At 63.0% G+C, this 22,199-nt stretch carries 20 protein-coding genes and 1 pseudogene; 10 read left to right on the top strand and 11 right to left on the bottom strand.

The genetic code is table 11. The annotated features are described in order from the left end of the window. Positions 1 to 13 precede the first annotated feature (13 nt). Positions 14 to 874, bottom strand: coding sequence for an FAD binding domain-containing protein (locus NKH03_RS21315; RefSeq protein WP_352970349.1), 861 nt, complete (start codon positions 872 to 874; stop codon positions 14 to 16). 248 nt (positions 875 to 1,122) lie between these two features. Here NKH03_RS21315 and pncA point away from each other — a divergent pair, with 248 nt between their 5' ends. Then, positions 1,123 to 1,737 carry a bifunctional nicotinamidase/pyrazinamidase gene (gene pncA / locus NKH03_RS21320; RefSeq protein ID WP_352870082.1) on the top strand — a complete coding sequence of 205 codons (615 nt, stop codon included), beginning with the start codon at positions 1,123 to 1,125 and terminating at the stop codon, positions 1,735 to 1,737. Positions 1,738 to 1,786: 49 nt separating this feature from the next. Further along, complete coding sequence (locus NKH03_RS21325; RefSeq protein WP_352970351.1) at positions 1,787 to 3,196, top strand: sodium:proton antiporter; 1,410 nt, start codon at positions 1,787 to 1,789, stop codon at positions 3,194 to 3,196. Here the strand turns inward: NKH03_RS21325 and NKH03_RS21330 are convergent, their stop codons facing one another. From NKH03_RS21330 to gcvA, 8 genes are all read right to left on the bottom strand, one after another. Further along, positions 3,197 to 3,931, bottom strand: a complete 735-nt coding sequence (locus NKH03_RS21330) for an ABC transporter ATP-binding protein (protein ID WP_352878126.1) — start codon at positions 3,929 to 3,931, stop codon at positions 3,197 to 3,199. Then, positions 3,928 to 4,653 carry an ABC transporter ATP-binding protein gene (locus tag NKH03_RS21335; RefSeq protein ID WP_352878123.1) on the bottom strand — a complete coding sequence of 242 codons (726 nt, stop codon included), beginning with the start codon at positions 4,651 to 4,653 and terminating at the stop codon, positions 3,928 to 3,930. The genes NKH03_RS21330 and NKH03_RS21335 overlap by 4 nt, the downstream gene beginning before the upstream one ends. Beyond that, entirely contained in the window at positions 4,650 to 5,612 is a 963-nt protein-coding gene (locus NKH03_RS21340; protein ID WP_352970353.1) for a branched-chain amino acid ABC transporter permease, read from the bottom strand. Before NKH03_RS21340 ends, NKH03_RS21335 begins: the two co-directional genes overlap by 4 nt. Then, positions 5,609 to 6,490, bottom strand: a complete 882-nt coding sequence (locus NKH03_RS21345; RefSeq protein ID WP_352970354.1) for a branched-chain amino acid ABC transporter permease — start codon at positions 6,488 to 6,490, stop codon at positions 5,609 to 5,611. Before NKH03_RS21345 ends, NKH03_RS21340 begins: the two co-directional genes overlap by 4 nt. 217 nt (positions 6,491 to 6,707) lie before the next feature. Next, entirely contained in the window at positions 6,708 to 8,012 is a 1,305-nt protein-coding gene (locus tag NKH03_RS21350; protein ID WP_352870076.1) for an ABC transporter substrate-binding protein, read from the bottom strand. Between the two features lie 155 nt (positions 8,013 to 8,167). Beyond that, entirely contained in the window at positions 8,168 to 9,595 is a 1,428-nt protein-coding gene (locus NKH03_RS21355) for a hypothetical protein (RefSeq protein ID WP_352970355.1), read from the bottom strand. A 39-nt stretch (positions 9,596 to 9,634) separates the two neighbouring features. Then, complete coding sequence (gene pncB, locus NKH03_RS21360; RefSeq protein ID WP_352878113.1) at positions 9,635 to 10,939, bottom strand: nicotinate phosphoribosyltransferase; 1,305 nt, start codon at positions 10,937 to 10,939, stop codon at positions 9,635 to 9,637. A gap of 151 nt (positions 10,940 to 11,090) precedes the next feature. Continuing rightward, positions 11,091 to 12,065 (bottom strand): transcriptional regulator GcvA, encoded by a 975-nt coding sequence (gene gcvA, locus NKH03_RS21365; RefSeq protein ID WP_352878112.1) that lies wholly within the window; start codon positions 12,063 to 12,065, stop codon positions 11,091 to 11,093. Between the two features lie 267 nt (positions 12,066 to 12,332). Between gcvA and speB the strand changes: the two genes are divergently transcribed. The 6 genes from speB (at position 12,333) to NKH03_RS21395 (ending at position 16,496) form a co-directional block, all read left to right on the top strand. After that, the gene (gene speB / locus NKH03_RS21370; RefSeq protein WP_352970356.1) at positions 12,333 to 13,394 is read left to right on the top strand and encodes an agmatinase; all 1,062 of its coding nucleotides are present in this window, start codon (positions 12,333 to 12,335) and stop codon (positions 13,392 to 13,394) included. A 79-nt stretch (positions 13,395 to 13,473) separates the two neighbouring features. Next, the gene (locus NKH03_RS21375; protein WP_352970357.1) at positions 13,474 to 14,280 is read left to right on the top strand and encodes a transporter substrate-binding domain-containing protein; all 807 of its coding nucleotides are present in this window, start codon (positions 13,474 to 13,476) and stop codon (positions 14,278 to 14,280) included. 6 nt (positions 14,281 to 14,286) lie between these two features. Continuing rightward, positions 14,287 to 14,943 (top strand): amino acid ABC transporter permease, encoded by a 657-nt coding sequence (locus tag NKH03_RS21380; RefSeq protein ID WP_352970358.1) that lies wholly within the window; start codon positions 14,287 to 14,289, stop codon positions 14,941 to 14,943. Continuing rightward, a complete protein-coding gene (locus NKH03_RS21385; RefSeq protein ID WP_352878108.1) occupies positions 14,940 to 15,587 on the top strand; it encodes an amino acid ABC transporter permease in 648 nt (215 codons plus the stop codon). The genes NKH03_RS21380 and NKH03_RS21385 overlap by 4 nt, the downstream gene beginning before the upstream one ends. 181 nt (positions 15,588 to 15,768) lie before the next feature. Next, entirely contained in the window at positions 15,769 to 16,152 is a 384-nt protein-coding gene (gene gloA2, locus NKH03_RS21390) for an SMU1112c/YaeR family gloxylase I-like metalloprotein (RefSeq protein WP_352970360.1), read from the top strand. Positions 16,153 to 16,262: 110 nt separating this feature from the next. After that, entirely contained in the window at positions 16,263 to 16,496 is a 234-nt protein-coding gene (locus tag NKH03_RS21395; RefSeq protein ID WP_352870067.1) for a hypothetical protein, read from the top strand. A 178-nt stretch (positions 16,497 to 16,674) separates the two neighbouring features. On the opposite strand, the gene NKH03_RS21400 is transcribed toward NKH03_RS21395, so the two are convergent. Both NKH03_RS21400 and NKH03_RS21405 read right to left on the bottom strand, forming a co-directional pair. Continuing rightward, complete coding sequence (locus tag NKH03_RS21400; RefSeq protein ID WP_352970365.1) at positions 16,675 to 17,703, bottom strand: aminopeptidase; 1,029 nt, start codon at positions 17,701 to 17,703, stop codon at positions 16,675 to 16,677. Between the two features lie 284 nt (positions 17,704 to 17,987). Further along, positions 17,988 to 19,386, bottom strand: a pseudogene (locus NKH03_RS21405) (MATE family efflux transporter). A 262-nt stretch (positions 19,387 to 19,648) separates the two neighbouring features. Between NKH03_RS21405 and NKH03_RS21410 the strand changes: the two are divergent. Together NKH03_RS21410 and NKH03_RS21415 are read left to right on the top strand one after the other, a co-directional pair. Continuing rightward, complete coding sequence (locus tag NKH03_RS21410; protein WP_352970362.1) at positions 19,649 to 20,566, top strand: AraC family transcriptional regulator; 918 nt, start codon at positions 19,649 to 19,651, stop codon at positions 20,564 to 20,566. Positions 20,567 to 20,808: 242 nt separating this feature from the next. Next, the gene (locus tag NKH03_RS21415; protein ID WP_352970363.1) at positions 20,809 to 22,080 is read left to right on the top strand and encodes an ABC transporter substrate-binding protein; all 1,272 of its coding nucleotides are present in this window, start codon (positions 20,809 to 20,811) and stop codon (positions 22,078 to 22,080) included. Positions 22,081 to 22,199 lie beyond the last annotated feature (119 nt).

The raw sequence follows: 22,199 nt of genomic DNA on the forward strand, positions 1-22,199 counted from the left end.
GGTCGAATCTGGCTCATGCCGCCACCTCGTCGCCAGTCGTCCGCCCCACGGCCGCAAGCACGGCGCGGGCAACGATCTCGCGCACCGCATCGAGCCGATACTCGGCACTGCCGCGCACATCGGCTATCGGCGACAGTTCGCCCATCGGCGCGGACAGGACCGCATCGGCGAGCGCTTGGCCGGCGGGCAGCCCGCGCAGAGCAGCCTCGACACCGGCAAGCCGCTCGGCCACCACCGAGCAGGAGCCGGCGGCGACCACCGCTTCTGCGACAATGCCATTCTCGACAACCAGACGCGCCGCCACCATGGCAATGGAGATCACAAGGTAGCGCCGCGCGCCGAGCTTGACGAAAGCCGATGTGCCAGTGGCGGATCGTTTCGGCACGCGGATGGCCGTCACCATCTCGCCGGGCAGCAGAGCCGTGCGGCGGTTGCCGAGAATGAAGTCCTGTAGTGGCAGATGACGTGTCGCCGCCACGGACCGCAGCTCGACCTCGGCATCAAGGACGAGCAAGGCAGGCACGCCGTCAGCGGCAGGCGAGGCGTTGCAGAGGTTGCCGGCGACCGAGGCGACGTTCTGGATCTGCGCCGAGCCGACCTCGCGCGCCGCCTGCTTCAGCGCGTCGAAGGATGGCGGCAAGGAATGGCGGACGATGTCGGTCCAGGTCGTGCGCGCGCCGATGACGAAGTGGCCGCCCGTCTCGGCAATGCCGCGCAGCGCCGCCAGGCCGTTGATGTCGAGAACATTGTCGCGGAAGGGTTTGCTGCCCTGTGCCGGATAGAAATCGGTGCCGCCGGCAAGGATGCGCCAGGCGCCCTCGCCAAGCAAAGCGAGCGCTTCGTCGACCGAGGTGGGTTTCGCGTAACGGATCACGCTTTGCCTTCCAGAAAAGAGGTCTTCCAGAAACCGGTATTTCGAAAGACCCTGCCGGCATCGGCGGCCGGGTAAATTCATTCGTATGCAAATGATATCAAGCCGGCAGGATTTGTCAAAGCCGGAGTTTGCGGCGGCTCGCCCGGCACGCATTTGTTATGCGGCCAGAGGTTGACGCGGCCGGCCATCTGGTCAAGTTTCTGCCTCGGGTCGCGACAGCGGCATCGAGGCAGAGAGAAGGAAGCCGCATGGCCGACGAAGCGCTTGTCGTCATCGACCTGCAGAACGACTTTTGCCCGGGCGGCGCGCTGGCGGTCGCTGGCGGCGACGAGATCGTGCCGCTGGTCAACGACCTGATTCGGCACGCCGATCACGTCGTGCTGACGCAGGACTGGCACCCCGCCGGCCATTCCAGCTTTGCTTCCAGCCATCCCGGCGCGCAGCCTTTCACAATGATCGAAATGCCCTATGGCCAGCAGACGCTGTGGCCGGACCATTGCATCCAGGGCAGCCTGGGCTCTGACTTCCATTCCGGCCTTGCCTGGACCAAGGCCGAACTCGTCATCCGCAAGGGATTTCGGCCCGATATCGACAGCTATTCGGCCTTTTTCGAGAATGATCGCAAGACGCAGACCGGCCTTGCCGGCTATCTCCGGGAACGCGGCATCGACACGCTGACCCTGGTCGGGCTGGCGACCGATTTCTGCGTTGCGTTCTCGGCGCTGGACGCCGTCAGCCAGGGCTTCAAGACCACCGTCAGGCTTGATGCCTGCCGTGGCATCGATCTCAACGGTTCGCTCGATACAATGCTGCACCGCATGCGCGACGCCGGAGTGACGCTCGAAGATCCCTTGTCGGATTGATCGGACCGTGGGGCGCAAGAGGGGCTTTTTACCGACCGCGGCGGGTGTGATGGCGGGTGCCGCAATCGCTGTCGCAATGCTCTTCCCGGCGCAGGCCTTGGCGGCGGAGGAACACGGTCTGCCCGGCGCCGTGATGTCGCTGTGGTGGGCGCTGCCCTTTGCCGGGCTGCTGTTGTCGATCGCCACTGGTCCCCTGCTCTTCCACCATGTCTGGGAGCATCACTACGGCAAGATCGCAGCCCTGTGGGCCGCTCTGGTGATTGTGCCGCTGGCGCTTGCCTTCGGCGTCCCCTCGGCGACCGAGGCGGTGTTGCATGCGCTGCTCACCGAATACATGTCGTTCATCATCCTGCTGTTTGCGCTGTTCACCATTTCGGGCGGCATTCTCGTCGCCGGCAACATTCACGGCACACCGCTGGTCAATGCCGGGCTGTTGCTGGTCGGCGCACTACTCGCCTCGGTCATCGGCACGACCGGCGCCTCGATGATCCTGATCCGGCCGATCCTGCGCGCCAACGACAACCGCCCGTTCAACGCCCATGTCGTGATCTTCTTCATCTTCCTGGTCTCCAACATCGGCGGCTCGCTGACCCCTTTGGGCGATCCGCCACTGTTCGTCGGTTTTCTCAGAGGCATCGACTTCTTCTGGACGACCGCCAATCTCTGGCGCGAAACGCTGTTCGTCGGCGGTGTCGTGCTGGCCGTCTTCCTAGGCATCGACATCGTCCTGCACCGGCGCGAGGCTGGCGCGCCGAAGATCAAAGATCCGACACCGGATACGAAGGTGCGCCTGCGCGGCCTAGCCAACCTCCCACTGCTGGCCGGCGTGATCGGTGCCATTCTGCTGTCGGCGGCCTGGAAGCCGGGCGTGAGCTTTTCCGTCCTCGGCGTGAGTCTCGAGCTGCAGAACCTGGCGCGTGACGCCATCATCCTGGCGCTCGCCTTCCTTTCGCTCGCCGTCTCTTACAAGAGCCACCGCGAGGCGAACGGCTTCAATTGGGGACCGATCGCGGAAGTCGCAAAGCTGTTCGCCAGCATCTTCATCTGCATCGTGCCGGTCGTCGCCATCTTGAGAGCCGGACATGACGGCGCGCTGGCGACCTTGGTCGCCCTCGTCACCTCGCCCTCGGGCGCGCCCAGCGACATCGCCTATTTCTGGCTGACCGGGGCGCTGTCGTCCTTCCTCGACAATGCGCCGACCTATCTGGTGTTCTTCGAGCTTGCCGGCGGCGACCCACGGCACCTGATGACGGAATTCGCCTCGACCTTGGCGGCGATCTCGGCCGGCGCGGTGTTCATGGGCGCCAACACCTATATCGGCAATGCGCCGAACTTCATGGTCTACGCCATAGCCCGCCATCGCGGCGTCAGGATGCCGGGCTTTTTCGGCTATATGGCATGGTCCGGCCTTGTGCTGATCCCGACATTCCTGATCGCGGGTTTTCTGTTTTTCGGCTGATCAACCGACACCAACGTAGCGGCGCACCGCCGACGGATCGGCGCGCAGCTCCTCGACATCGACCGTTTCGCGGTTGCGGCCGTTTTCGATGAACGCAACGCGGTCGGCGACGGACAGCACGGCATCGACCCGTTGCTCGACCAAAATGGTCGAAACGTCCATGTCACGCAGCTTCGACACCGTCTCGCGGATCTTGGCGATCATCGACGGCATCAGGCCCTCGGTCGGCTCGTCGAGCAGCAGCACCCGCGGCTCCAGGCAAAGCGCGCGCGCCATTGCCAGCATCTGCTGTTCACCGCCGGACAGCGTGCCGGAGCGTTGCCGCAGCCGCTGGCGCAGCAGCGGGAACAGGTCGAGCACGTTTTCGCGCGTCGCCTTGCCCTTGCCGCGCGCCATCAGCCCGATCTCGATGTTTTCGGCCACCGTCATCTCGGCGAACAGCCGCCTTCCCTGCGGTACATAGGCGACCCCGGCCTTGGGCACCTCATGCGCCGGCAGTCCTGTCAATTCCTGGCCGTCGAGCCTTATCGAGCCGGCGCTTGAGGGGACCAGCCCCATGATGGCCTTGAGCGTCGTCGTCTTGCCGGCGCCATTGCGGCCGAACAGGCACAGCACCTCGCCTTTGTTCAGCGTGAGGTCGAGGCCATAGAGCACCTGCACTTCGCCATAGAAGCAGTCGAGCCCCGAGATGCTGAGTGCTTTAGACTTAGGTTCAGCCTTGTTTGTTTCGGTCATGGGGCGGTCCCCAGATAGGCTTCCTGCACCGCGGCATTCTCGCGGATCGCCTCGGGCGTGCCTTCGGCCAGGATCTTGCCGGCATTGAAGACGGTGATGCGGTCGGCCAGTTGCATGACGACAGGCATGTTGTGCTCGATCAGAAGCACGGTGGCGTTTTTAGCGATCTCGCGCACCAGAGTGATGAAATTGTCGATCTCGCTGTCAGCAAGGCCTTGCGTTGGCTCATCGAGAATCAGCAGGCGCGGCTTCAGCGCCAGGCCCATCGCCACTTCCAGCAGGCGCTGATGGCCGTAGGATAATTGCCCGGCCGGCATGTGGGCGCGATCGGCCAGCCCCGTGCGTTCGAGCGCCGCCATGACGCCGACCCTGACCGCACCCTTCGAGCGGCCGTCGCTCAAAGTCCGCTGCACCGGCAGCGCGACATTGTCGTAGGCCGAAAGATTGGCAAAGACGCTGGTGATCTGGAACGTGTAGGCGATGCCCTTGCGGACCCTGATATAGGCCGGCTGGCTGGTGATGTCGGTGCCATCGAAGACGATCATGCCGGAAGACGGCTGGATGCGGCCGCTGACCAGGCTGACGAAAGTGGTCTTCCCCGCCCCGTTGGGGCCGATGACGGCGCGGATTTCGCCCGGCATCAGCTCGAAATCGACGCCGTCGACGGCACGCAGGCCGCCGAAGTTGCGCGACAGACCCTTGGTGGTCAGAAGCGGCATCATGGCAGCCATCCGAGCCAACGCTGGCGGATGCTGCCCAGAATGCCTTTCGGGAAAAACAGCACCAGCAGGATCAGCGCGATGCCGACGATCAGCAGATAGGCCGAGGTGTAGCCGCTGGTGATGTCGATGACATAATACATGAACAGCGTGCCGACCAGCGGCCCGAGCGTCGTGGCCGCACCCCCGAGCAGCACCCACAGCAGCGGCAGGATCGAATACTGCACAGAGGCGAAGCTCGATCCGACATAGCCGAACAGCAGCGCATAGGCGGCGCCCGAGGCAGCGCAGATGGTGCCGGAGATGACGACGGCGGCAAGCTTGTTCGAAAACGTATCGTAGCCGAGCATCTTCGTCCGCTCCTCGTTTTCGCGGATGGCGACCAGCACGCGCCCATATCGGGAGCGGACGATGGCGAGAGTGACGAGCAGCACGAGCGAGAACAGCGCCAGCGCCGTCATGTAGCGCACGGTCGGATTGATGAGATCGAGCGAGGTGGCGCCGAAGCTGAGCACCCGCGCCGGCTGCGGCACGACCATGCCCTGGTCGCCGCCGGTCCATGCCGCGAAATAGAGGATGAGGAGATAAAAGACCTGGGCGAACATCATGGTGACGATCATGAAGGCGACACCCGTGGTGCGCAGTGCCAGCAGGCCGATCGCCAGTGCCAGGACAGCACCGCTGGCAATTCCGCCTAGGAAAGCCAATGGTACGCTCCAGCCGAGCTGGATGACGGCAAGGCCGGCGCCATAGAGCCCGGCGGCAAAGAACATGGCGTGGCCGAGGCTGAGCAGGCCGACATAGCCGAACAGCATGTTGTAGCCCATGGTGAAGACCGCCAGCACCATGATGCGGGCGAGCAGGCCGTGATAATAGTCCGGTAAAAGGAAGCTCAGCACGAAGAGCAGCGCGATGACGCCGAGATGCAGTGCGTAGGCTTTTGCCGGCGAGGCTTCGCTCATCGCGATGCCGTCCCGAACAGGCCTTGCGGCCGGAACACCAGCACCATGGTCACCAGCAGCGTGGCGATGATCTTGGCCAGCGTCGGTGAGAAGAACATCGAGATGATGCCGTCGGACAGGCCGATCAGCACGGCGGCGACGACGGTGCCGCGCAGCGAGCCGAGGCCGCCGATGATGACGACGATGAAGGACAGCAGCAGCGGGTCCTGCCCCATCAGATAATGCGCCTGGCTGATCGGCACGATCAGCACCGCGGCGATAGCCGCCAGCATGGCGCCGAGCGCGAAGACGCCGCCATAGACGCGGCCGACGGGAATGCCGAAGGCCTGCGCCGTCTCGCTGTCATACTGCGTGGCGCGCATGACGAGGCCGATCTTGGTGCGCGTCAGCACCAGCCAGGTCGCGAGCAGCAGCAGCGCCGAAGCGGCGATAACGGACAGTTTGTAGCCGGAGTAGCCGAACCACGGCAAAAGGATGCGGTAGCTGAAGGGCGGCTCCACCGGCCGCGCCTCCGGCCCGTAGAAGGTCAGCGCCAGCTGCTGGATGATGTAGAGCATGCCGATGGTGGCGACGATGGTGGCTTCCGGATTGTAGTTGAGCCGGCGCAGCACCAGCCGTTCGGCGACCAGCGCTATGGCGCCGACGATCAGCGGCGCAATTACCAGTGCCGCCAGGAAGCCGAGCGCCGGATGGCCCCCGATCGCGGTGGTGATCGCCCAGGCGAGCACGGCGCCGAGCATGAAAAACTCGCCATGCGCGACATTGACCACCCGCATGACGCCGAACACCAGCGATAGCCCAAGCGCGGTCAGCGCCAGCACCGCCGACGTGACGAGGCCTTCGAGGGCGGCGAGGAGGAGGTGAGGACCAAAGTGCATCGGCTACACGCCAATGGGTGCGCGAGGCACCCCCCTCTGCCCTGCCGGGCATCTCCCCCACAAGGGGGGAGATTGGCAGTACCTGCGACGGCGCCTTAGCGCCCTCGTTGGTAGTTGGCGAAACCCGCCGTGAAATCCAATCTCCCCCCTTGTGGGGGAGATGTCCGGCAGGACAGAGGGGGGTGGGCCGAAGGGCACTGCGCTTAAAGGACCAAGCCTAAAGCGCCTGCGTCGTATAATCCCCCTCGGCCTCGTAAAGCCCGTCCTCGATCTTGGTCTTGTGCACGACCTTCAGCTTGCCGCCTTCGACCTTGGAGATGTTTTGGATGCCAAAGCACTGGTGGATCTTGCCGTTGAAGGTTTTCGGTCCCTGCGGATGCTCGGGGCCTTCGGCGAATTCGGTCAGGGCCTCGGTGGCCTCGACCAGCTTGGCGCGGTCTTCCGGTCCCTTGTAGCCGGCGTCTTCCATCGCCTTCTTGACGACGTAGAGCGTCTCCCAGCAGCCGAACATGTGCGCGGCGGTCGAGACGTCCTTTGGGTCGCCGACGGCGGCACCATTGTCGTCGATGCCGACGGCGGCGCGATAGGCTTTCTGCGCCTCGGAATCGTCTGGCTGCGCATAGCGCGGCGAGCCTTCCCAGAAATGGCTGCCGTCGAGGAATTCGAGGCCGGGGCTGTTGATGTCGGTGGCTTCGAGCGAATCGATGAAGCCGAACAGTTGCGGCCGGTTGGAGCCGTAGAACTCACCGAGCTCCTTGACGAAGGTGAGCACGGCCGGGCCGACCATGACGTGGTAGATCACCTCGGTCTCGGCCGGGATCTGCGGAAAGTACTTGGTGAAGGACGATTCCGTCGGCGGAATGGCGATCTGCGCGATGACCTCGGCGCCTTGCGCCTTCAGCGCCGGCGGTAGGTAGTCGCGATGGTCGTAGCCGAAGGCGAAATCGGGGAAGATCTGCGTCACCTTCTTGCCGGCATTGGCTGCGATCCACGGCGCCATCGACTGGATCTGGCTCTTCACGTCGGTGATGCCTGGTTGGAAGACATACCGGTTCAGCTTGGTCGAGGCGACGTGGTGGCCTTCGCTGACGACGAAATAGGGCATCTTGTTTTCGCCGGCGGCGGGCGCCGAGCCGATGACGACATGCGAGAACAGCGTGCCGAAGACGATGTCGGTCTTGTGCTGGGTGGCGAACTTGCCGACCACCTCGGCGCCACGGCCGGGATCGGTGCCGTCATCCTCGATGATCACCTCGACCTGACGGCCATTGATGCCGCCGGCGGCGTTGATCGCCTTGACCGCGGCGGCGGTGGTCTTCTCGTACCAGCGGCCATAGGCGGCGCCGATGCCGGTGCGGTGCGACTGGAAGCCGATCTTGATCGGCGCCGAACTCTGCGCCTGGGAATAGCGGACGAAGCCCGGTGCGACGGCGAGGCCGGCGCCCGCGGCCAGACCCTTCAACGCCGTGCGGCGGCTGAGGGCGGTCTTGGAGAGGTCGAAAAATCCGTTCTTGTCAGCCATGTTCGTTCCCCTGTTTTTTCAGTGTTGACCAACGATTAAGGCGCTTCGGCATCCTCGCTCAGAGGACGTAAAAAATTGCATGTGTACAAACTAAATCACCAAAGCCTTGATGTGGCAAGCGAGCTTCTCCAGCGATATTCGAGGCCGCCTTTTTCTCATCCGACGGTCGGCGTGGCAAGCAACCAGAGGCCGAAGACGGTATAGGCGATCATCAGCAGGGTAAGCGGGAACTGGCTGAGCGCGGCGCGGGAGGGCTGCGGGTGCAGGCGCCAGGCGAAGCCGTGGGCGACGAGGACGGCCAGCACATGGCCTGATATGATGGTGCCGGCCTGGACATTCCACAGCCACCACGCCGAGTCCGCCCCGCCAACGATGCCGGCCTCGATCCGCATGTCGGCGGTGCCGAACAGGTTCCAGCCTAGCGCGAACGGGTCGGAAAGTGCCGCAAGCGCATATTGGCTGTCGACGAGCAGCGCCGTCAGATAATGCGCGACATGATAGGCAAGCGCGATCGGCACGATCGACCACACCAGCAGGCCAGCCGCCTGTCCAAGAGTTTGATCGCTGCCGGCGAGACGCTGGCCGAGCCAGACCGTGAGCAGGAACACCGCCGCCAGCAGCACGAATGTCAGGACGAGCCCGAGAGTGCCGCTGCCGATAACCGCGGTGCGGCCGGGAAATTCGAGCGGGTTGATGCCGAACAGGCCGAGCCAAAAGAAGGTTTTCGACAGGCCGTCGAAGGAAACGGATGACAGGGCCAGCAGCAGGAAGGCAATGCCGCTGGTCGGCAACGGCTCGGCGGCCAGCAGTTTGGCGCCCGGCCAGCACAGGCCAAGCCGGCCGTTCTCGTCGCGCTCGACGATAGCGAAGCGTGCCACTAGCGAAAAGAAGACCGTCAGGAATTCGCCGCCGCGGCTCCAGGCGCGATAGCCGAATGCCAGCATCGCAAGGAAAGAGAACAGCCAGTAAAGGCCCACGATCCAAGCCAGCCGCGCCGGATCGTCAGGCGCCGGATCGATGAGTTCGAACCAGGCAAAGGCGACAAACAGTATCACTGCCGGCCAGTAGCCAAGCCATCGCGGGAGTCGCCACCTTCCCCCGTCGTCCCCGCCCAACAGGTGCGAGACGAGGCGCCACGGACCGTACCACGGGTTAAGCCACGACCAGAGATCGCCGAAGACGCCCTGCAGCAGCGTGGTGCCAGCCCATAGAAGGGTCCAGATCACCAGTGGCAGCGGGTTGGAGAGCGGGTCTCGACTGCCGAACAAGCCGGCGGTGACGGGGATTGCAAAGCCGGCAAAGGATATCAGGCTGACGGCAGTGCGGGCGCTGTCACTGAAGGTGAATAGCGGCAGGCGCCGGCGCCAGAAACGTCCAAGCGAATCCGCTGGCAGCAGTGCCAGGACGAGGAAGCTGACGGCAACGGCAAAGGCGCCGCCGGCCAGATAGTAGCCGGTTGGCAGGAGCAGGACGTGGCCGCGATCGGAGGCGTGGGCGAAGGCCGGGGTGGGTGAGATGAACCACAGGGCCGCAAGCAACAAGGCAAACGACCGACGATGGCGTTCGGTGGCGAAGGAACTCATCCTATCCAAGACTGCCATCTTGGCTGCCGCGGCCACCCCTCACACCTTGACCAGTTGCTCCACGCGGTCCTTTTCACCGAAGATGCGCAAATACCGCTCGATCTCGTCCTCGTCGCCGGTTGCCTTGGCCGGGTTGTCCGACAGCTTGACCGCCGGCCTTCCATTGGCTTCGGTGACCTTGCAGACCAGCGAGATGGCGTCGAGCCTGTTGGTTTCGGTCGGCGCGCAGCCTTCGAAATCATTGGTCAAATTGGTGCCCCAGCCGAAGGACATCCGCACCTTGCCCTTGAAGTGGCGGTAGGTCTCTTCGATTGTCTCGACCTCAAGCCCGTCGGAGAAGATCAGCAGCTTCTGGCGGGGATCCTTGCCCTTGTCGCGCCACCACGACAGGATCTTCTCGCCGCCCTCGATAGGCGGCGCGCTGTCGGGGCGGAAGCCGGTCCAGTCGGCCACCCAGTCCGGCGCGTCGCGCAGGAACGACGCGGTGCCGAAGGCATCGGGCAGCACGATCAGCAGATTGCCGCCATAATAGCGCTGCCAGTCCTGCAGCACCTTGTAGGGCGACTGTTTCAGCTCTTTTTCCGAATTGGCCAGCGCCGCGAACACCATCGGCAGTTCATGCGCGTTGGTGCCGAGCGCTTCGAGGTCGTTGTCCATCGCCAGAAGCACGTTGGAGGTGCCGGTGAACGCCTCGCCGATGCCTTCCTTCAGCGCTTCGACGCACCAGCGCTGCCACAGGAAGGAATGGCGCCGGCGCGTGCCGAAGTCTGAGATGCGGATGCCGGGCAGCGCTTTCAGCCGCTCGGTCTTGGCCCACATCTTGGCCTTGGCACGGGCATAGAGCACATCGAGCGCGAACGGCCCGAACGCCCGCATGGCCGCGCGAGATCGGAGTTCGTTGATGATCGCCAGCGCCGGGATCTCCCACAGCGTGGTGTACATCCACGGCCCGCTGAAGGTCAGTTCATATTGCCTGTCCCGCTTCGACAGCTCGTATTCGGGCAGCCGGAAGCCTTCCAGCCAGGCGAGAAACTCCGGCTCGAAGATTTGCTTGCGGCCGTAGAAATTGTTACCGGCGAGCCAGATCATCTCCTTCTTGGAGAAGCGCAAGGTGCGGGCATGATCGAGCTGTTCGCGCAATTCGCCCTCATCGATTTCCTCGGCGAGGCGAACCGAAGTGGTGCGGTTGATCAGCGAGAAGGTGGTCTCGACCTTGGGGTACATGCCCCAGATCATCTGCAGCATCAAAAGCTTGTAGAAATCCGTGTCGAGCAGGCTGCGCACGATCGGATCGAGCTTCCAGGTGTGGTTGTAGACCCGCCGCGCAATATCGGTCTTAGCCATGTTTCAACACCGCCTTTGCTGCCTGCAATCCACAACCGCGACAGGCCTCATAGCATCGAATTGGCAAAAACGCTGCCCGGTTTCAGGCTGGCCCGACAAAAAGAGAACCCTGCGGAGACGGAACATCACCGGCGGCCACCGCAAGCCGTTGTCAGGTCCCGGTTTTGGCACCGATGACCCTGAGCGCCGGACGCTTGCGGCGGCTGACGATGCGGCCCGCCACCGGTGCGTCGGCGCGGCCGTCATCTTGCGCCTTCTCGGCGAACAGCCAATCGATGAACAGCTGAACGATCGGCGTCGCCCTCATCTCGTTGCGGCAGACGACATAGAAATCGTCGACCGCCGGCACCGACAGGCTGAACGGCGCGACCAGCATACCCCTGGCCAGCAGCGCACTTGCCGTCACCGAATCGCCCAACGCCACGCCATGGCCATGCACCGCCGCCTCGGTCGCCACGCGTGCATCGCCAAGATGATGGCGGCGGCCCCGCTCCAGGTCCAGCGCATCGGCGGCCGCCAGCCATGTGTGCCATTCGCGGCCATCGTCGCCATGCAGGAAGACATGGTCGGCGAGATCCCTGACGCCGCGGATCGGACGGTTGTTGATCAAGGTCGGGCTGACCACGGGAAACAGTTCGAGGCCCGACCATTTGCGCATCCAGCAGTCGGCCCAGCTGCCGTCGCCATAATGCACGCAGACGTCGATATTCGGCGCCCGCAGATCCTTAGGGTCGTTGGAGGGGATAAGCGTCAGCCTTATGTCGGGATATTGCGCCATGAAACCGCCGAGCCGCGGTGTCATCCACAGCAACAGCAGCGCCGGCACGCAGGAGACTGAAAGTGTGCCGCTGCTCGCCGGCCTTGTCATGCGCTGGGTGGCGGCCGCGATGCTGTCGAAGGCCGTCGAGACCGCAGGCAAGAGTTCGGCGCCGTGTGGAGTCAGTTTGACCCGCTGACCGACCCGCTCGAACAGCTTGACGCCGAGCGACTGCTCGAGTGCCTTGATCTGGTGGCTGATGGCGCCATGCGTGACGTTCAGTTCACTCGCCGCCTTGGTCAGCGAGCCATGGCGAGCCGTTGCCTCGAAGGCACGCAGTGGATTGAGAGGCGGCAGCCGGTTGGCCATGAGCATCCATTTCAGCACGATCCCGAAAAGTGGAGGCCGGTTTTCGGACGGGATCGTGCTCAGGGTTGATTGTGAGATTTTCTCACAGAGAGCACCCTAACATTATCATTTGATTTTTCAATGCGGCTGCCAGACACTTGAGCTCGGAACAGCTTCAAGACGTGAAATCTGCAGGCAGCCAGCGCGACAGCGACCCGGCCGGATGATGGTCGGCTCGCCAGGCATCGCCAATGGTCGCACTGCATCAGCCCGGCAGGAGGAGCGGATATGGGATACGATCGCGGCAAGCTCGACGCGTTGCGTCGCAAATATGGCGAAAGCCATGGCGGCGAAATGTTCGACCCGAAATTCCGCAAGGTCGCCGACAAGATCTTTTCCAAGAGCGGTACACGGCTGGCGCCCTATTCCGGCATCCCGACCTTCCTCGCCGCGCCCTACCGCGAAATAGCGGCCGACAATCCGGATTTCGGCGATTTGCAGGTGGCCATGATCGGCGTGCCGATGGATCTCGGCGTCACCAACCGGCCGGGCTCGCGCTTCGGGCCAAGGGCGCTGCGCGCCATCGAGCGCATCGGCCCCTACAATCACGTGCTGGAATGCGCGCCTACGCATGAGCTCAGGGTCGCCGACATCGGCGATACGCCGTTCCGCAGCCGCTATCGGCTGGAGGTCAGCCACGAGGATATCGAGCGCCGCACCAACCAGATCGTCGATGCCGGCGTCATTCCATTGTCTGTGGGCGGCGACCATTCGATCAGCCATCCGATCCTGAAGGCCGTCGGCAAGAAGGCTCCGGTCGGGCTGATCCACATCGATGCCCATTGTGACACCAGTGGCCTGTTCGACATGACCAAATTCCACCATGGCGGGCCGTTCCGCAACGCCGTGCTCGACGGCGTGCTCGATCCGACGCGCACGATCCAGATCGGCATTCGCGGCTCGGCCGAATATCTGTGGGAGTTCACCTACGAGTCCGGCATGACCGTCGTCCATGCCGAGGAGGTGACCGGTCTCGGCATTCCCGCCATCATCGAGAAGGCGCGCAAGATCGTCGGCGACGGGCCGACCTACGTTTCCTTCGATATAGATAGCATCGATCCTGCCTTCGCGCCCGGCACCGGCACGCCGGAAGTCGGCGGGCTGACGACACGCGAAGTGCTCGAACTGCTGCGCGGCCTGAAAGGTCTCAACATCGTCGGCGGCGACGTCGTCGAGGTGGCGCCGCAATACGACGCTACCACCAACACGGCGCATGCCGCCGCACAGGTGCTGTTCGAGATACTGAGTCTGATGGTGTTCAGCCCGGCTGTCACCGGCAAGGGAGCCTGACGTTCAGATAGAAAGGCGGCCGCCGTGCTGGAGCCGGCGGCCGTATCAAACAAACAAAGCGTCCAGACAGGGGAATAAAATGACGATCCGGAAGACATTTACCTCAATCGCCGCCGTGCTGATGCTTGGCACGACCGGTTTCGGCCTCGCGACACAGGCCGCCGTCGCCGATGCGCTGGCGGATATCACCAAGGCCGGCAGCATCAATGTCGGCGTCTTCGCCGATTTTCCGCCCTTCTCCTCGGCCAGCGCCGATATGAGCCTCAAGGGCTATGACATGGATGTCGCGCAATACATCGCCGACACGCTCAAGGTGGAGCTCAACCCCGTCGCCGTCACGGGCCAGAACCGCATCCCATACTTGAACGATCACCGCGTCGACCTCTTGATGAGCGTCGGCTATTCGAAGGAACGCGAGCAGGTCATCGACTTCGCTGTCGCCTACGCGCCCTACTACATCGCCGTGATCGGTCCGGCGGCACTATCGGTCAAGGGCAAGGAAGACCTCGCCGACAAGTCGATCGCCGTCAACCGAGGCACGCTGGAAGACACCTCGCTCACCGAGGCAGCGCCGGCGTCCGCCGACATCAAGCGCTTCGACAACTATAATTCGGTGATCCAGGCCTTCATCTCCGGCCAGACCCAGCTGATGGTCGTCGGCAACGATGTCGGTGCGCAGGTGCTGGCCAAGCAGGACGCGCTGAAGCCGGAGCAGAAGTTCCAGCTCCTGACCTCGCCCTCGCATATCGGCCTCAACAAGAGTGAGGACAGCCTGAAAAAGGCGGTCAACGACGCCGTCGCCAAGATGCTGGCGGACGGCAAGCTGGACGAAAGCTCGAAAGCCTGGCTGAAGACGTCGCTCAATCCTGACAATCTCAAGGACTGAGTTTCCGTGGCCTTTGCCTGGCTTCCAGGTGCTGTCGGCGATATCGCGCGAGGCGCGGCCACGACGATCCTGTTGATCGCCGTAACCACGCTGGCGGGAACGTTCCTCAGCATCCTGGGTGCCGCGGGACGGCGCAACGGCCCGGTGCTGCTCAAGCGGGCCATCGCCTGGTATGTCGAGATCGTCCGCAACACGCCGTTCCTGGTGCAGCTGTTCTTCATCTTCTTCGGCTTGCCCAGCCTCGGCATCAGGCTCGATCCGGTGCTTGCCGCCATGCTGGCGATGACGCTCAACATGGCGGCCTACACCATCGAGATCGTCGGCGCCGGGCTTGACGCCGTGCCCGGCGGACAGACGGAAGCAGCGCTCGCGCTGGGCTTGAGGCCGCGCCAGGTCTTCATCAAGATCGTGCTGCCGCAGGCGCTCAAGGTGATCTTCCCGGCGCTGACCAGCCAGATCGTCATCATGATGCTGGAGTCCGCCGTGGTGTCGCAGATCGCGGTGCGTGAACTGACCTACGAAGCCGACATGCTGCAGGCGCGCACCTTCCGCTCCTTCGAGACCTATCTTGTCGTGACGATGGTCTATCTCTTGATGTCGATGGCCCTGCGCCGGCTGCTGGTCACGGGCGGACGCCGCGTCCTGGGGGCCGGCGTGTCATGATCGAATTTACCTTCTGGGACATCGTGCGCAACCTGCTGCTCGCCGCCCGCTGGACGGTACTGCTGTCGCTGGGTGCCTTCATCGGCGGCGGCATCGTCGGTCTGATCGTGCTGTTCTTCAGGATCGCCAAGAACCAGTGGAGCCGGCGTCTCGCCTCCGGCTACATCGCCCTGTTCCAGGGAACGCCGCTCTTGATGCAGCTGTTCCTGATGTTCTTTGGCCTGCCGATGCTCGGCCTGCGCATCGAGCCATGGACGGCGGCGGTGCTCGGCCTCACCTTCTTCGCCAGCGCCTATCTCGCCGAAATCTGGCGCTCCGGCGTCGCCGCGCTGCCACTAGGCCAGTGGGACGCCGGCGCCAGCCTCGGCCTGCACTACCTCCAGGAGCTCAGGCTGATCATCCTGCCGCAGGCGTTTTCGATCACCCGCGCGCCGACTGTGGGCTTCCTGGTGCAGCTGATCAAATCGACCGCGCTTACCTCGATCATCGGCTTCGAGGAGCTGGTGCGAACCTCCAACGCCATCAACAACGCCACCTTCGAACCGTTCAAGGTCTACGGGCTGGTGGCGCTGATCTTTTTCGTCATGTGCTTTCCGCTGACACAATACGCGCGCAAGCTCGAGAAGCGGGCGGCATTACACTGAGCGGAAGGCATGTTGTGTTGAACACCACCTAGGGGACGACAGGATTCGTCAGCTTTTGACCCAAGTGGTCTCTCACAAGTGAAGGCGCGCAGGCGACCTTCGCGAACGGCGACATCGACAAAGTGCCGCGTAGCCAATGGTGACCTTGGCCTCAAATCCCAGCTTGACTAGAGTTGGCAGTATGCTGAACGCCATTCACCACGTCGCGTTGATCTGCACCGACTACGACCGGTCGCGACGGTTCTACGTCGAACTCCTCGGCCTCGATCTGATCCGGGAGGTCTATCGGGAGGAGCGGCGGTCATGGAAGGCGGATCTGCGGATCGGGTCGGTCCAACTGGAATTGTTCTCCTTCCCCGCACCAGCGATGCGGCCGTCCCATCCAGAGGCGACAGGCCTGAGACATCTGGCTTTTGCCGTGGCGAATCTTGATCCCGTAATTATGCGCCTGGAAGCCGCGGGCGTTGCTGTTGAGCCAATCCGGATCGACCCATATACAGACCAACGGTTTACCTTTTTCAGGGACCCGGATGGATTGCCGCTGGAACTCTACGAAGCCCCATAAGGAACGGTTCGCTTTCGCGACGGGCGCCGTGTACTGACGGTATCATCGGTATCGGCGGAGCCGCGAATCTGTGCTAAGCCGCCGCCCAAACCAACCAAAGGACGACACCAGTGAGCGAACCAACCGTGGCCGAGGCGACCGAGAGCATCTATGCCTCGCTCCGGGCGGACAATGCCGACATCGACGCACATATCGCGACGCTCAAGGCGGCGCTGACGCGAGAGGGGATAAAACAGGCGGTGTTCGATCCGACCAAGTTGGCGCAGAACAACCGTTCGGGCCGCAAATTGATGCAGGCTTATTTTCGGCAGCGTGGCGTGAGCGTGAGGTTTTCGGACCAGTAGAACCGCGCGCATGTCGGACGTTCGAGGCGGCGATAGACATTCTCAGAAATCGACGTTCGTTCAGCTTCGCCAGGAGTATCCGTTACGAATCGTACACTGAAGGTCGGTATCGCGCGTGGATGACCGAGGCTGGATTCCGGGATATCTCCGACGCTTCGGGCCTTCACATTTGACCGGCTCAATAACAGCTTTCTGCCGCCGCAAGTGCTTCGGCACGGTGAGCTTCGTCCAGTGCGCCAATCCGTCGGACCGACGCATAGAACCTGATATAGTCGCCCGAACACAAGTCGAACAGGCGGAGAAACGCCGGAACCTGTTCCCCGTACACGGCAGTCGCGGCGAGCTTCGCGTTGTTGATTGGGGAAGCGAACCAGGCATCATATCCCCGGTATCGGCCCCAGCGCATGTCGCGCATGTATCGGTAGCGCATCCGCAGCCGTTCAATCGCGGCCGTCCTTGCGGCCAGCTTTTGCTCCGAGGTGCCGGAGTTGGAATAGACTTGCGTTAACTCGTCCCGGGTCTGCGAGACAAGCGCAAGAAATCCGGTCTTGCGCCTCCGGGCAGCTTCGTAACGGCGCAATGCGGCGGTATCACCAGTCGCGCGCAGCCATTTTTTCACGCCGGTTGTTTCGACGGCGACAGCGAACGCCTCGTTGAATGCGGAATCGTCGTGCACGTAGACGCGCTGGTGGGCCAGTTCATGGAAAACCAGCCCTGCAAGATAGGTTTCATCCTCGCTGAACATCGTGCTTAGCAGCGGGTCACTTGACCAGCCAAGCGTGGAATATGCAGTGATGCCCGTCACATAGACGTCCATGCCCTGTTCTCGAAGTTCGACTGCGGTTTCAATCGCGGACTTCTTGGAAAAATATCCTCGGTAGGGCACGCAGCCGAAAACGGGAAAACACCATGTTCGCGGCGTCAGCGAGAATTCCGGCGCGGCGAAGACAGCCCATGTCACCGAGTCCCGGCCGATATCAACATAGCTGCGGTAGCTATTGTTGTCGGGCAGCGCCAGTTGATCTGTTGCAAACTGTCGTATGGCACTCGCCGATGCCATTCGGGCGCGCAATGCCTTCGGCGTCGAAGGGTCCTCGATCAGTCTCCCGACATCCTTGCGCGCCGTCATGATCCGCAGATGACCGTTCACGGATTGCGCATAGTAGGAAATGCCGGTGCAGCCGGTTACGACGGACACCAGGATCATCGAAGCAACCAATCGAAAAAATGCGCGCTTCACGGCTTGCCCCTAGCACTGGTCACACGTTCCTGGAGCAGATGTCGCGCTTGCCGCCTGTCTCACGCAGTCACACCAGTCCATCCATGTCCGAGATGAGGGTGTAGGTTAGACCTTCGTCCTCGGCAAGATTGGCATGATACGTCATTGGCCACTGAAGGAGGGAACCGCCCATATCCCCGCAGGTAGCAGAACGCCAGCTTTCTGCTCCCCGATGTTAGGACAAACAGCCGCCGAGCCGGCGGCCGTCCATTTCAATGACCAAAGGCGAGCGGCGGTGCCAGGCGATCCCGCCGCAGCCAGCGCGCCAGAAGCAGCGCCGCCACCACGGCAAGCCCCGACGACAGGCCGATCCAGATGCCGACACCGTGGAAGCCGAAATGGAAGGCGAGCAGCACGCCGAGCGGCAGGCCGACGCCCCAATACCCGATCGCGGCATAGATCATCGGCACCTTGGTGTCGTGCAGGCCGCGCAGCATGCCGGCGGCCACGGCCTGCGCGCCATCGAAGACCTGGAACAGTGCTGCGAAGGCGAGGAACGACACGGCAAGCGCGATCACCCTGGCATTGGCCGGATTGCCCAGATCGATGAAGGCGCTGATCAGCGGATGCGGCCACAGGATCATCACCAGCCCCATCAGCGCCATGAACGCCGATGACGAAGGCGGTCCAGCCGGCGCGGGAAACGCCTTCCGGATTGCCGGCGCCGTGCGCAAGCCCGACGCGCACCGTTACCGCCTGGTTGAGGCCAAGCGGCACCATGAAGCTGATCGAGGCGATCTGGATGGCGATGGCGTGCGCGGCCAGCGAATCCGCGTCGATCAGACCCATCAGCAGCGCTGCCGCATTGAAGATCGTCACCTCGAAGGCGAGGAGGCCGGCAATCGGCAGGCCGAGCCGCAGAAGGCCCCTGAAGCGCAGCCAGTCGGCGCGCCAGAAGCGCCCGAACAGACGGTAGCGCCGGAACTTCTTCTCCAGCATCACCACGACAGCCATGCCGACGAACATCAGCGTGCTGGACAGCGAGGTGGCAAGGCCCGAGCCGGCGATGCCCATCGAAGGCACACCAAGATTGCCGAACATGAACACCCAGTTGAAGAAGATGTTGCAGGCGACGGCGACGAAGACGATGACCAGCGCCCAGCCCGGCCGCTCCAGCGCCGAGATGAACGAGCGCAGCACGATATAGCCATAGAAGGGCAGCACCGCCCATTCGAGCCAGCGAAGATAGACACCCGCCTCATGGGCGAGCGCCGGATCCTGGCCCATCGCCAGCAGAATGGCCTCACCGTGCCAAAGCACGAGCCAGATCGGGATCGAGATCAAAATCGCCAGCCACAGGCCCTGGCGCACGGTGCGGCGCAGGTCGCGCACCGAATGGCCGCGGCGGCCGAGCTCGGTCGCGATCATCGGCGAGGTCGCCAGCATCAGGCCAAGCCCGAAGATCAGCGGCATGAAATAAAGGTTGGCGCCAAGCGCGCCGCTGGCCAGCGTACCAGGCCCCAGACGACCCATCATCATGACGTCGGTGGCCGTCATCGCGGTCTGGCCGAGATTGGTCAGCACCATCGGCCAGGCGAGCGCCAGCGTCGCCATGATTTCCTGACGCCAAAGATTTTCCGGCGCGCGAGCACCGGCTTCGATCGCAGACATTTCCTGCTCTTTCCAGTCGCGGCACGTCGGCAAAGAACCGGAAGCCGCATTTCAAACGGCAAAACCTTCGGTTTCGCGGCGTTTGCGCCAGCTTCTGGACGAAACGCGACATGAAGGCAAGAGAGGAGGGGTGGGAACAGATTGAGCCAGCCGGACCACCAACCTTGCCGCTGAGGTGCATTTCACATGCGGGCAATCGGCTGCTACGGATTGCATGGACGACGGGGTACGATGACAGTTCCCGGATTTTTCAGGAGGCAGGATGCAGTTCAGGCGCAGGAAGAACACGGCCGCGATCCCGCGGACGGCGCCGTCCTTCGAGCACATCGTCACCGAGGCGAGCGAAAGTTTCCTGTGGCGGCTCGACGACTATCCCTGGGAGCGCAATGTCTGGAACTTCCATCCGGAATACGAGATCCATCTGCTGCGAAAATCCTCCGGCGTGGTTCTGGTCGGCGATCATATCGGCGAATTCGGGCCGGGCTACCTGACCATCGTCGGTGGCGGGCTGCCGCATGATTGGGTGACCGCGGTGCAACCGGGAGAACTGATCGAAGGCCGCGACATCGTCCTGCAGTTCGATGCGCAGAGATTGAGCGGGTCAGCAGGCCTGTTGCCGGAGTTGCGCGAACTGGAACCGTTCCTCGAACGCTCGCTGCGCGGCATGGTTTTTCACGGCCGCACCGCGCTGGATGGTGCCGACATCATGGAGCGGATGGGTGAGGTTAGCGGGCTGAACAGGTTCTGTCTTTTCCTGAATCTCGTCGATCTTCTCGCCCGCACCGACGAATACGAATTGCTGTCGTCGCCGGATTTCTCGCCGGTTCTCGATGCCGCCTCGCTGGACATCATCCAGCGCACGTTGACCTATCTGTTCCAGCATTTCGCCGAGGATCTGAAGCTGCCGGAGGTGGCGGAACTGGCCGGAATGACGGAGAGCACGTTTTCGCGGTTCTTCCAGAAGAACACCGGCAACAGCTTCAGCGACCACCTTGCCAAGCTCAGGCTCTGGCAGGCCTGCAAGCTGTTGGCGGACACCGATATTGCGATCACCGACATCTGTTTTCAGGTCGGCTACATGAACATATCGAACTTCAACCGCGCCTTCATGCGCAAGCACAAGATGACGCCGTCATCCTATCGCCGGCTGTCGCGTCAGCGGCTGACAATGCGTGCATAAGCGCGTCCTGAAATACCCTTTCAGACCAAATCGATACTCATGTGACAGGCTTCGTATCGCGGCGCCGGTTTTTGCATCGCACAATGCATAAAAGTACAGGTCTGTTGCAACGAGGCTTCTAGCAAGCCTCCTCGCAACTCCGCATTTTAGCAACGGGTGGCATTGTCACTCGGGCGATGGTGAGGATCGCGTAGCCCGAGGACTTCCGCTTCCTGCGAATTGTTCCTGGAGGAGAAAAGATCATGAAACCAGTTCGGCTTGCTGCCAGCCTTGGCGCAGCTTTTATGCTTTCCACTACCGTTTCCACCATCGCCCTGGCGCAGGCGCCGGTCTGCTCGGCGCCCGTCAAAGTGCTGGCGCAGCCACGTGACGGCTTGACGCTTCTGCAGGACTCCAAGGACGAGTTCCAGAAGCTTGCCGGTGCCAGCTTCCAGATCGATTATCTGAACGAGAACGACCGCCGGGCGAAATCGCGCGCCGATGCGTCCACCGTCGGCAATTACAACGTCTACTATGTCGACGAAGCCAACGTCGCCCTGTTCGCTTCGTCGAAATGGATCGTGCCGCTCACCGACTATTATCCGGCGGACTACGACTACGCCGATTTCGATCCGGGCCGCCAGAAGGTCGCCACCTATGACGGCAAGGCCTGGTTCGCGCCGCTGACCGGCGGCGGCGACCTGATGGTCTACCGCAAGGACATTCTGGAGGCGGCCGGCATCCAGCCACCGAAGACGCTGGACGAACTGATCGCCGACGTGCCGAAGCTGACCAATCCGGACAAGGGCATATATGGCATCGCGTTGCGCGGCGCACGCGGTTCGGGCGCCAATGTCTGGCGCTGGATGCCGTTCTTCAAGGCCTATGGCGGCCAGTGGTTCGACGGCGACAAGCCAGCCTTCAACTCGGATGCCGCCGTGAAGGCAACCGAAACCTACCTGAAGCTGTTCAAGGATTCGGCGCCCGGCACGCAGACCGGCAGCTGGGATGAATCGACCGGCGCGTTCCTGTCGGGCCAGGTTGCCATTCTCGTCGAATCGACGCCGCTGTCGGGCATGGCTGTCGATCCGAAGACATCGCAGGTGGTCGGCAAGATCGGCTTCCTGCCGCCGCCGGCGCCGCTCACCGGTGGTGGCTACGGCCATGGCCTCGCCATCGCCGCAAAGGCCAATGCCGACGATGCCTCGAAGAAATGCGCGGGCCTGTTCATCGCCTGGGCGACGTCGAAGGAAAACGAGAAGCGCCGGCTCGACGCCCACCAGTTCGGTGAGCTGAACCGCACCAGCATCCTGTCCAGCAAGGAATTCGCCGACATCTACGGCGCCGATCTCGGTCAGGCGCTGGCCGAGACGGGCAAGGTCACGGCGGTCAACTTCTGGCAGGATCCGCGCTGGCCGGATCTCGGCGATCGCTGGGGCATCATCCTCGAGGAACTGGTCACCGGCACCCGTACCGACGTCAAGGGCGGCCTCAGCGAGCTTGAAGCCTATGCCAACGAGCTGGTGAAGAAATAAGCCATCCTCCCCCCGGGGGGGCCGGGGCGCCGGGCTATAGGGCAAGTGGGGGGCCGTGGGGCCCGGGGGGGGCCCAAGAAGACCCCCCGCGTTTGGCCCGCAAAGACCGCGAAAGGCCC

This window comes from Mesorhizobium sp. M1406, from assembly GCF_040317555.1.
Classification (GTDB): Bacteria; Pseudomonadota; Alphaproteobacteria; order Rhizobiales; family Rhizobiaceae; genus Mesorhizobium.

What these genes read in the sequence shown, in the direction of transcription:
- pncA (WP_352870082.1), top strand. Translation starts at nt 1,123, where the DNA reads ATGGCCGACGAAGCGCTTGTCGTCATCGACCTGCAGAACGACTTTTGC.
- NKH03_RS21325 (WP_352970351.1), top strand. Translation starts at nt 1,787, where the DNA reads ATGGCGGGTGCCGCAATCGCTGTCGCAATGCTCTTCCCGGCGCAGGCC.
- NKH03_RS21330 (WP_352878126.1), bottom strand. Translation starts at nt 3,931, where the DNA reads ATGACCGAAACAAACAAGGCTGAACCTAAGTCTAAAGCACTCAGCATC.
- NKH03_RS21335 (WP_352878123.1), bottom strand. Translation starts at nt 4,653, where the DNA reads ATGATGCCGCTTCTGACCACCAAGGGTCTGTCGCGCAACTTCGGCGGC.
- NKH03_RS21340 (WP_352970353.1), bottom strand. Translation starts at nt 5,612, where the DNA reads ATGAGCGAAGCCTCGCCGGCAAAAGCCTACGCACTGCATCTCGGCGTC.
- NKH03_RS21345 (WP_352970354.1), bottom strand. Translation starts at nt 6,490, where the DNA reads ATGCACTTTGGTCCTCACCTCCTCCTCGCCGCCCTCGAAGGCCTCGTC.
- NKH03_RS21350 (WP_352870076.1), bottom strand. Translation starts at nt 8,012, where the DNA reads ATGGCTGACAAGAACGGATTTTTCGACCTCTCCAAGACCGCCCTCAGC.
- NKH03_RS21355 (WP_352970355.1), bottom strand. Translation starts at nt 9,595, where the DNA reads ATGAGTTCCTTCGCCACCGAACGCCATCGTCGGTCGTTTGCCTTGTTG.
- pncB (WP_352878113.1), bottom strand. Translation starts at nt 10,939, where the DNA reads ATGGCTAAGACCGATATTGCGCGGCGGGTCTACAACCACACCTGGAAG.
- gcvA (WP_352878112.1), bottom strand. Translation starts at nt 12,065, where the DNA reads ATGGCCAACCGGCTGCCGCCTCTCAATCCACTGCGTGCCTTCGAGGCA.
- speB (WP_352970356.1), top strand. Translation starts at nt 12,333, where the DNA reads ATGGGATACGATCGCGGCAAGCTCGACGCGTTGCGTCGCAAATATGGC.
- NKH03_RS21375 (WP_352970357.1), top strand. Translation starts at nt 13,474, where the DNA reads ATGACGATCCGGAAGACATTTACCTCAATCGCCGCCGTGCTGATGCTT.
- NKH03_RS21385 (WP_352878108.1), top strand. Translation starts at nt 14,940, where the DNA reads ATGATCGAATTTACCTTCTGGGACATCGTGCGCAACCTGCTGCTCGCC.
- gloA2 (WP_352970360.1), top strand. Translation starts at nt 15,769, where the DNA reads ATGCTGAACGCCATTCACCACGTCGCGTTGATCTGCACCGACTACGAC.
- NKH03_RS21400 (WP_352970365.1), bottom strand. Translation starts at nt 17,703, where the DNA reads ATGATCCTGGTGTCCGTCGTAACCGGCTGCACCGGCATTTCCTACTAT.
- NKH03_RS21410 (WP_352970362.1), top strand. Translation starts at nt 19,649, where the DNA reads ATGCAGTTCAGGCGCAGGAAGAACACGGCCGCGATCCCGCGGACGGCG.
- NKH03_RS21415 (WP_352970363.1), top strand. Translation starts at nt 20,809, where the DNA reads ATGAAACCAGTTCGGCTTGCTGCCAGCCTTGGCGCAGCTTTTATGCTT.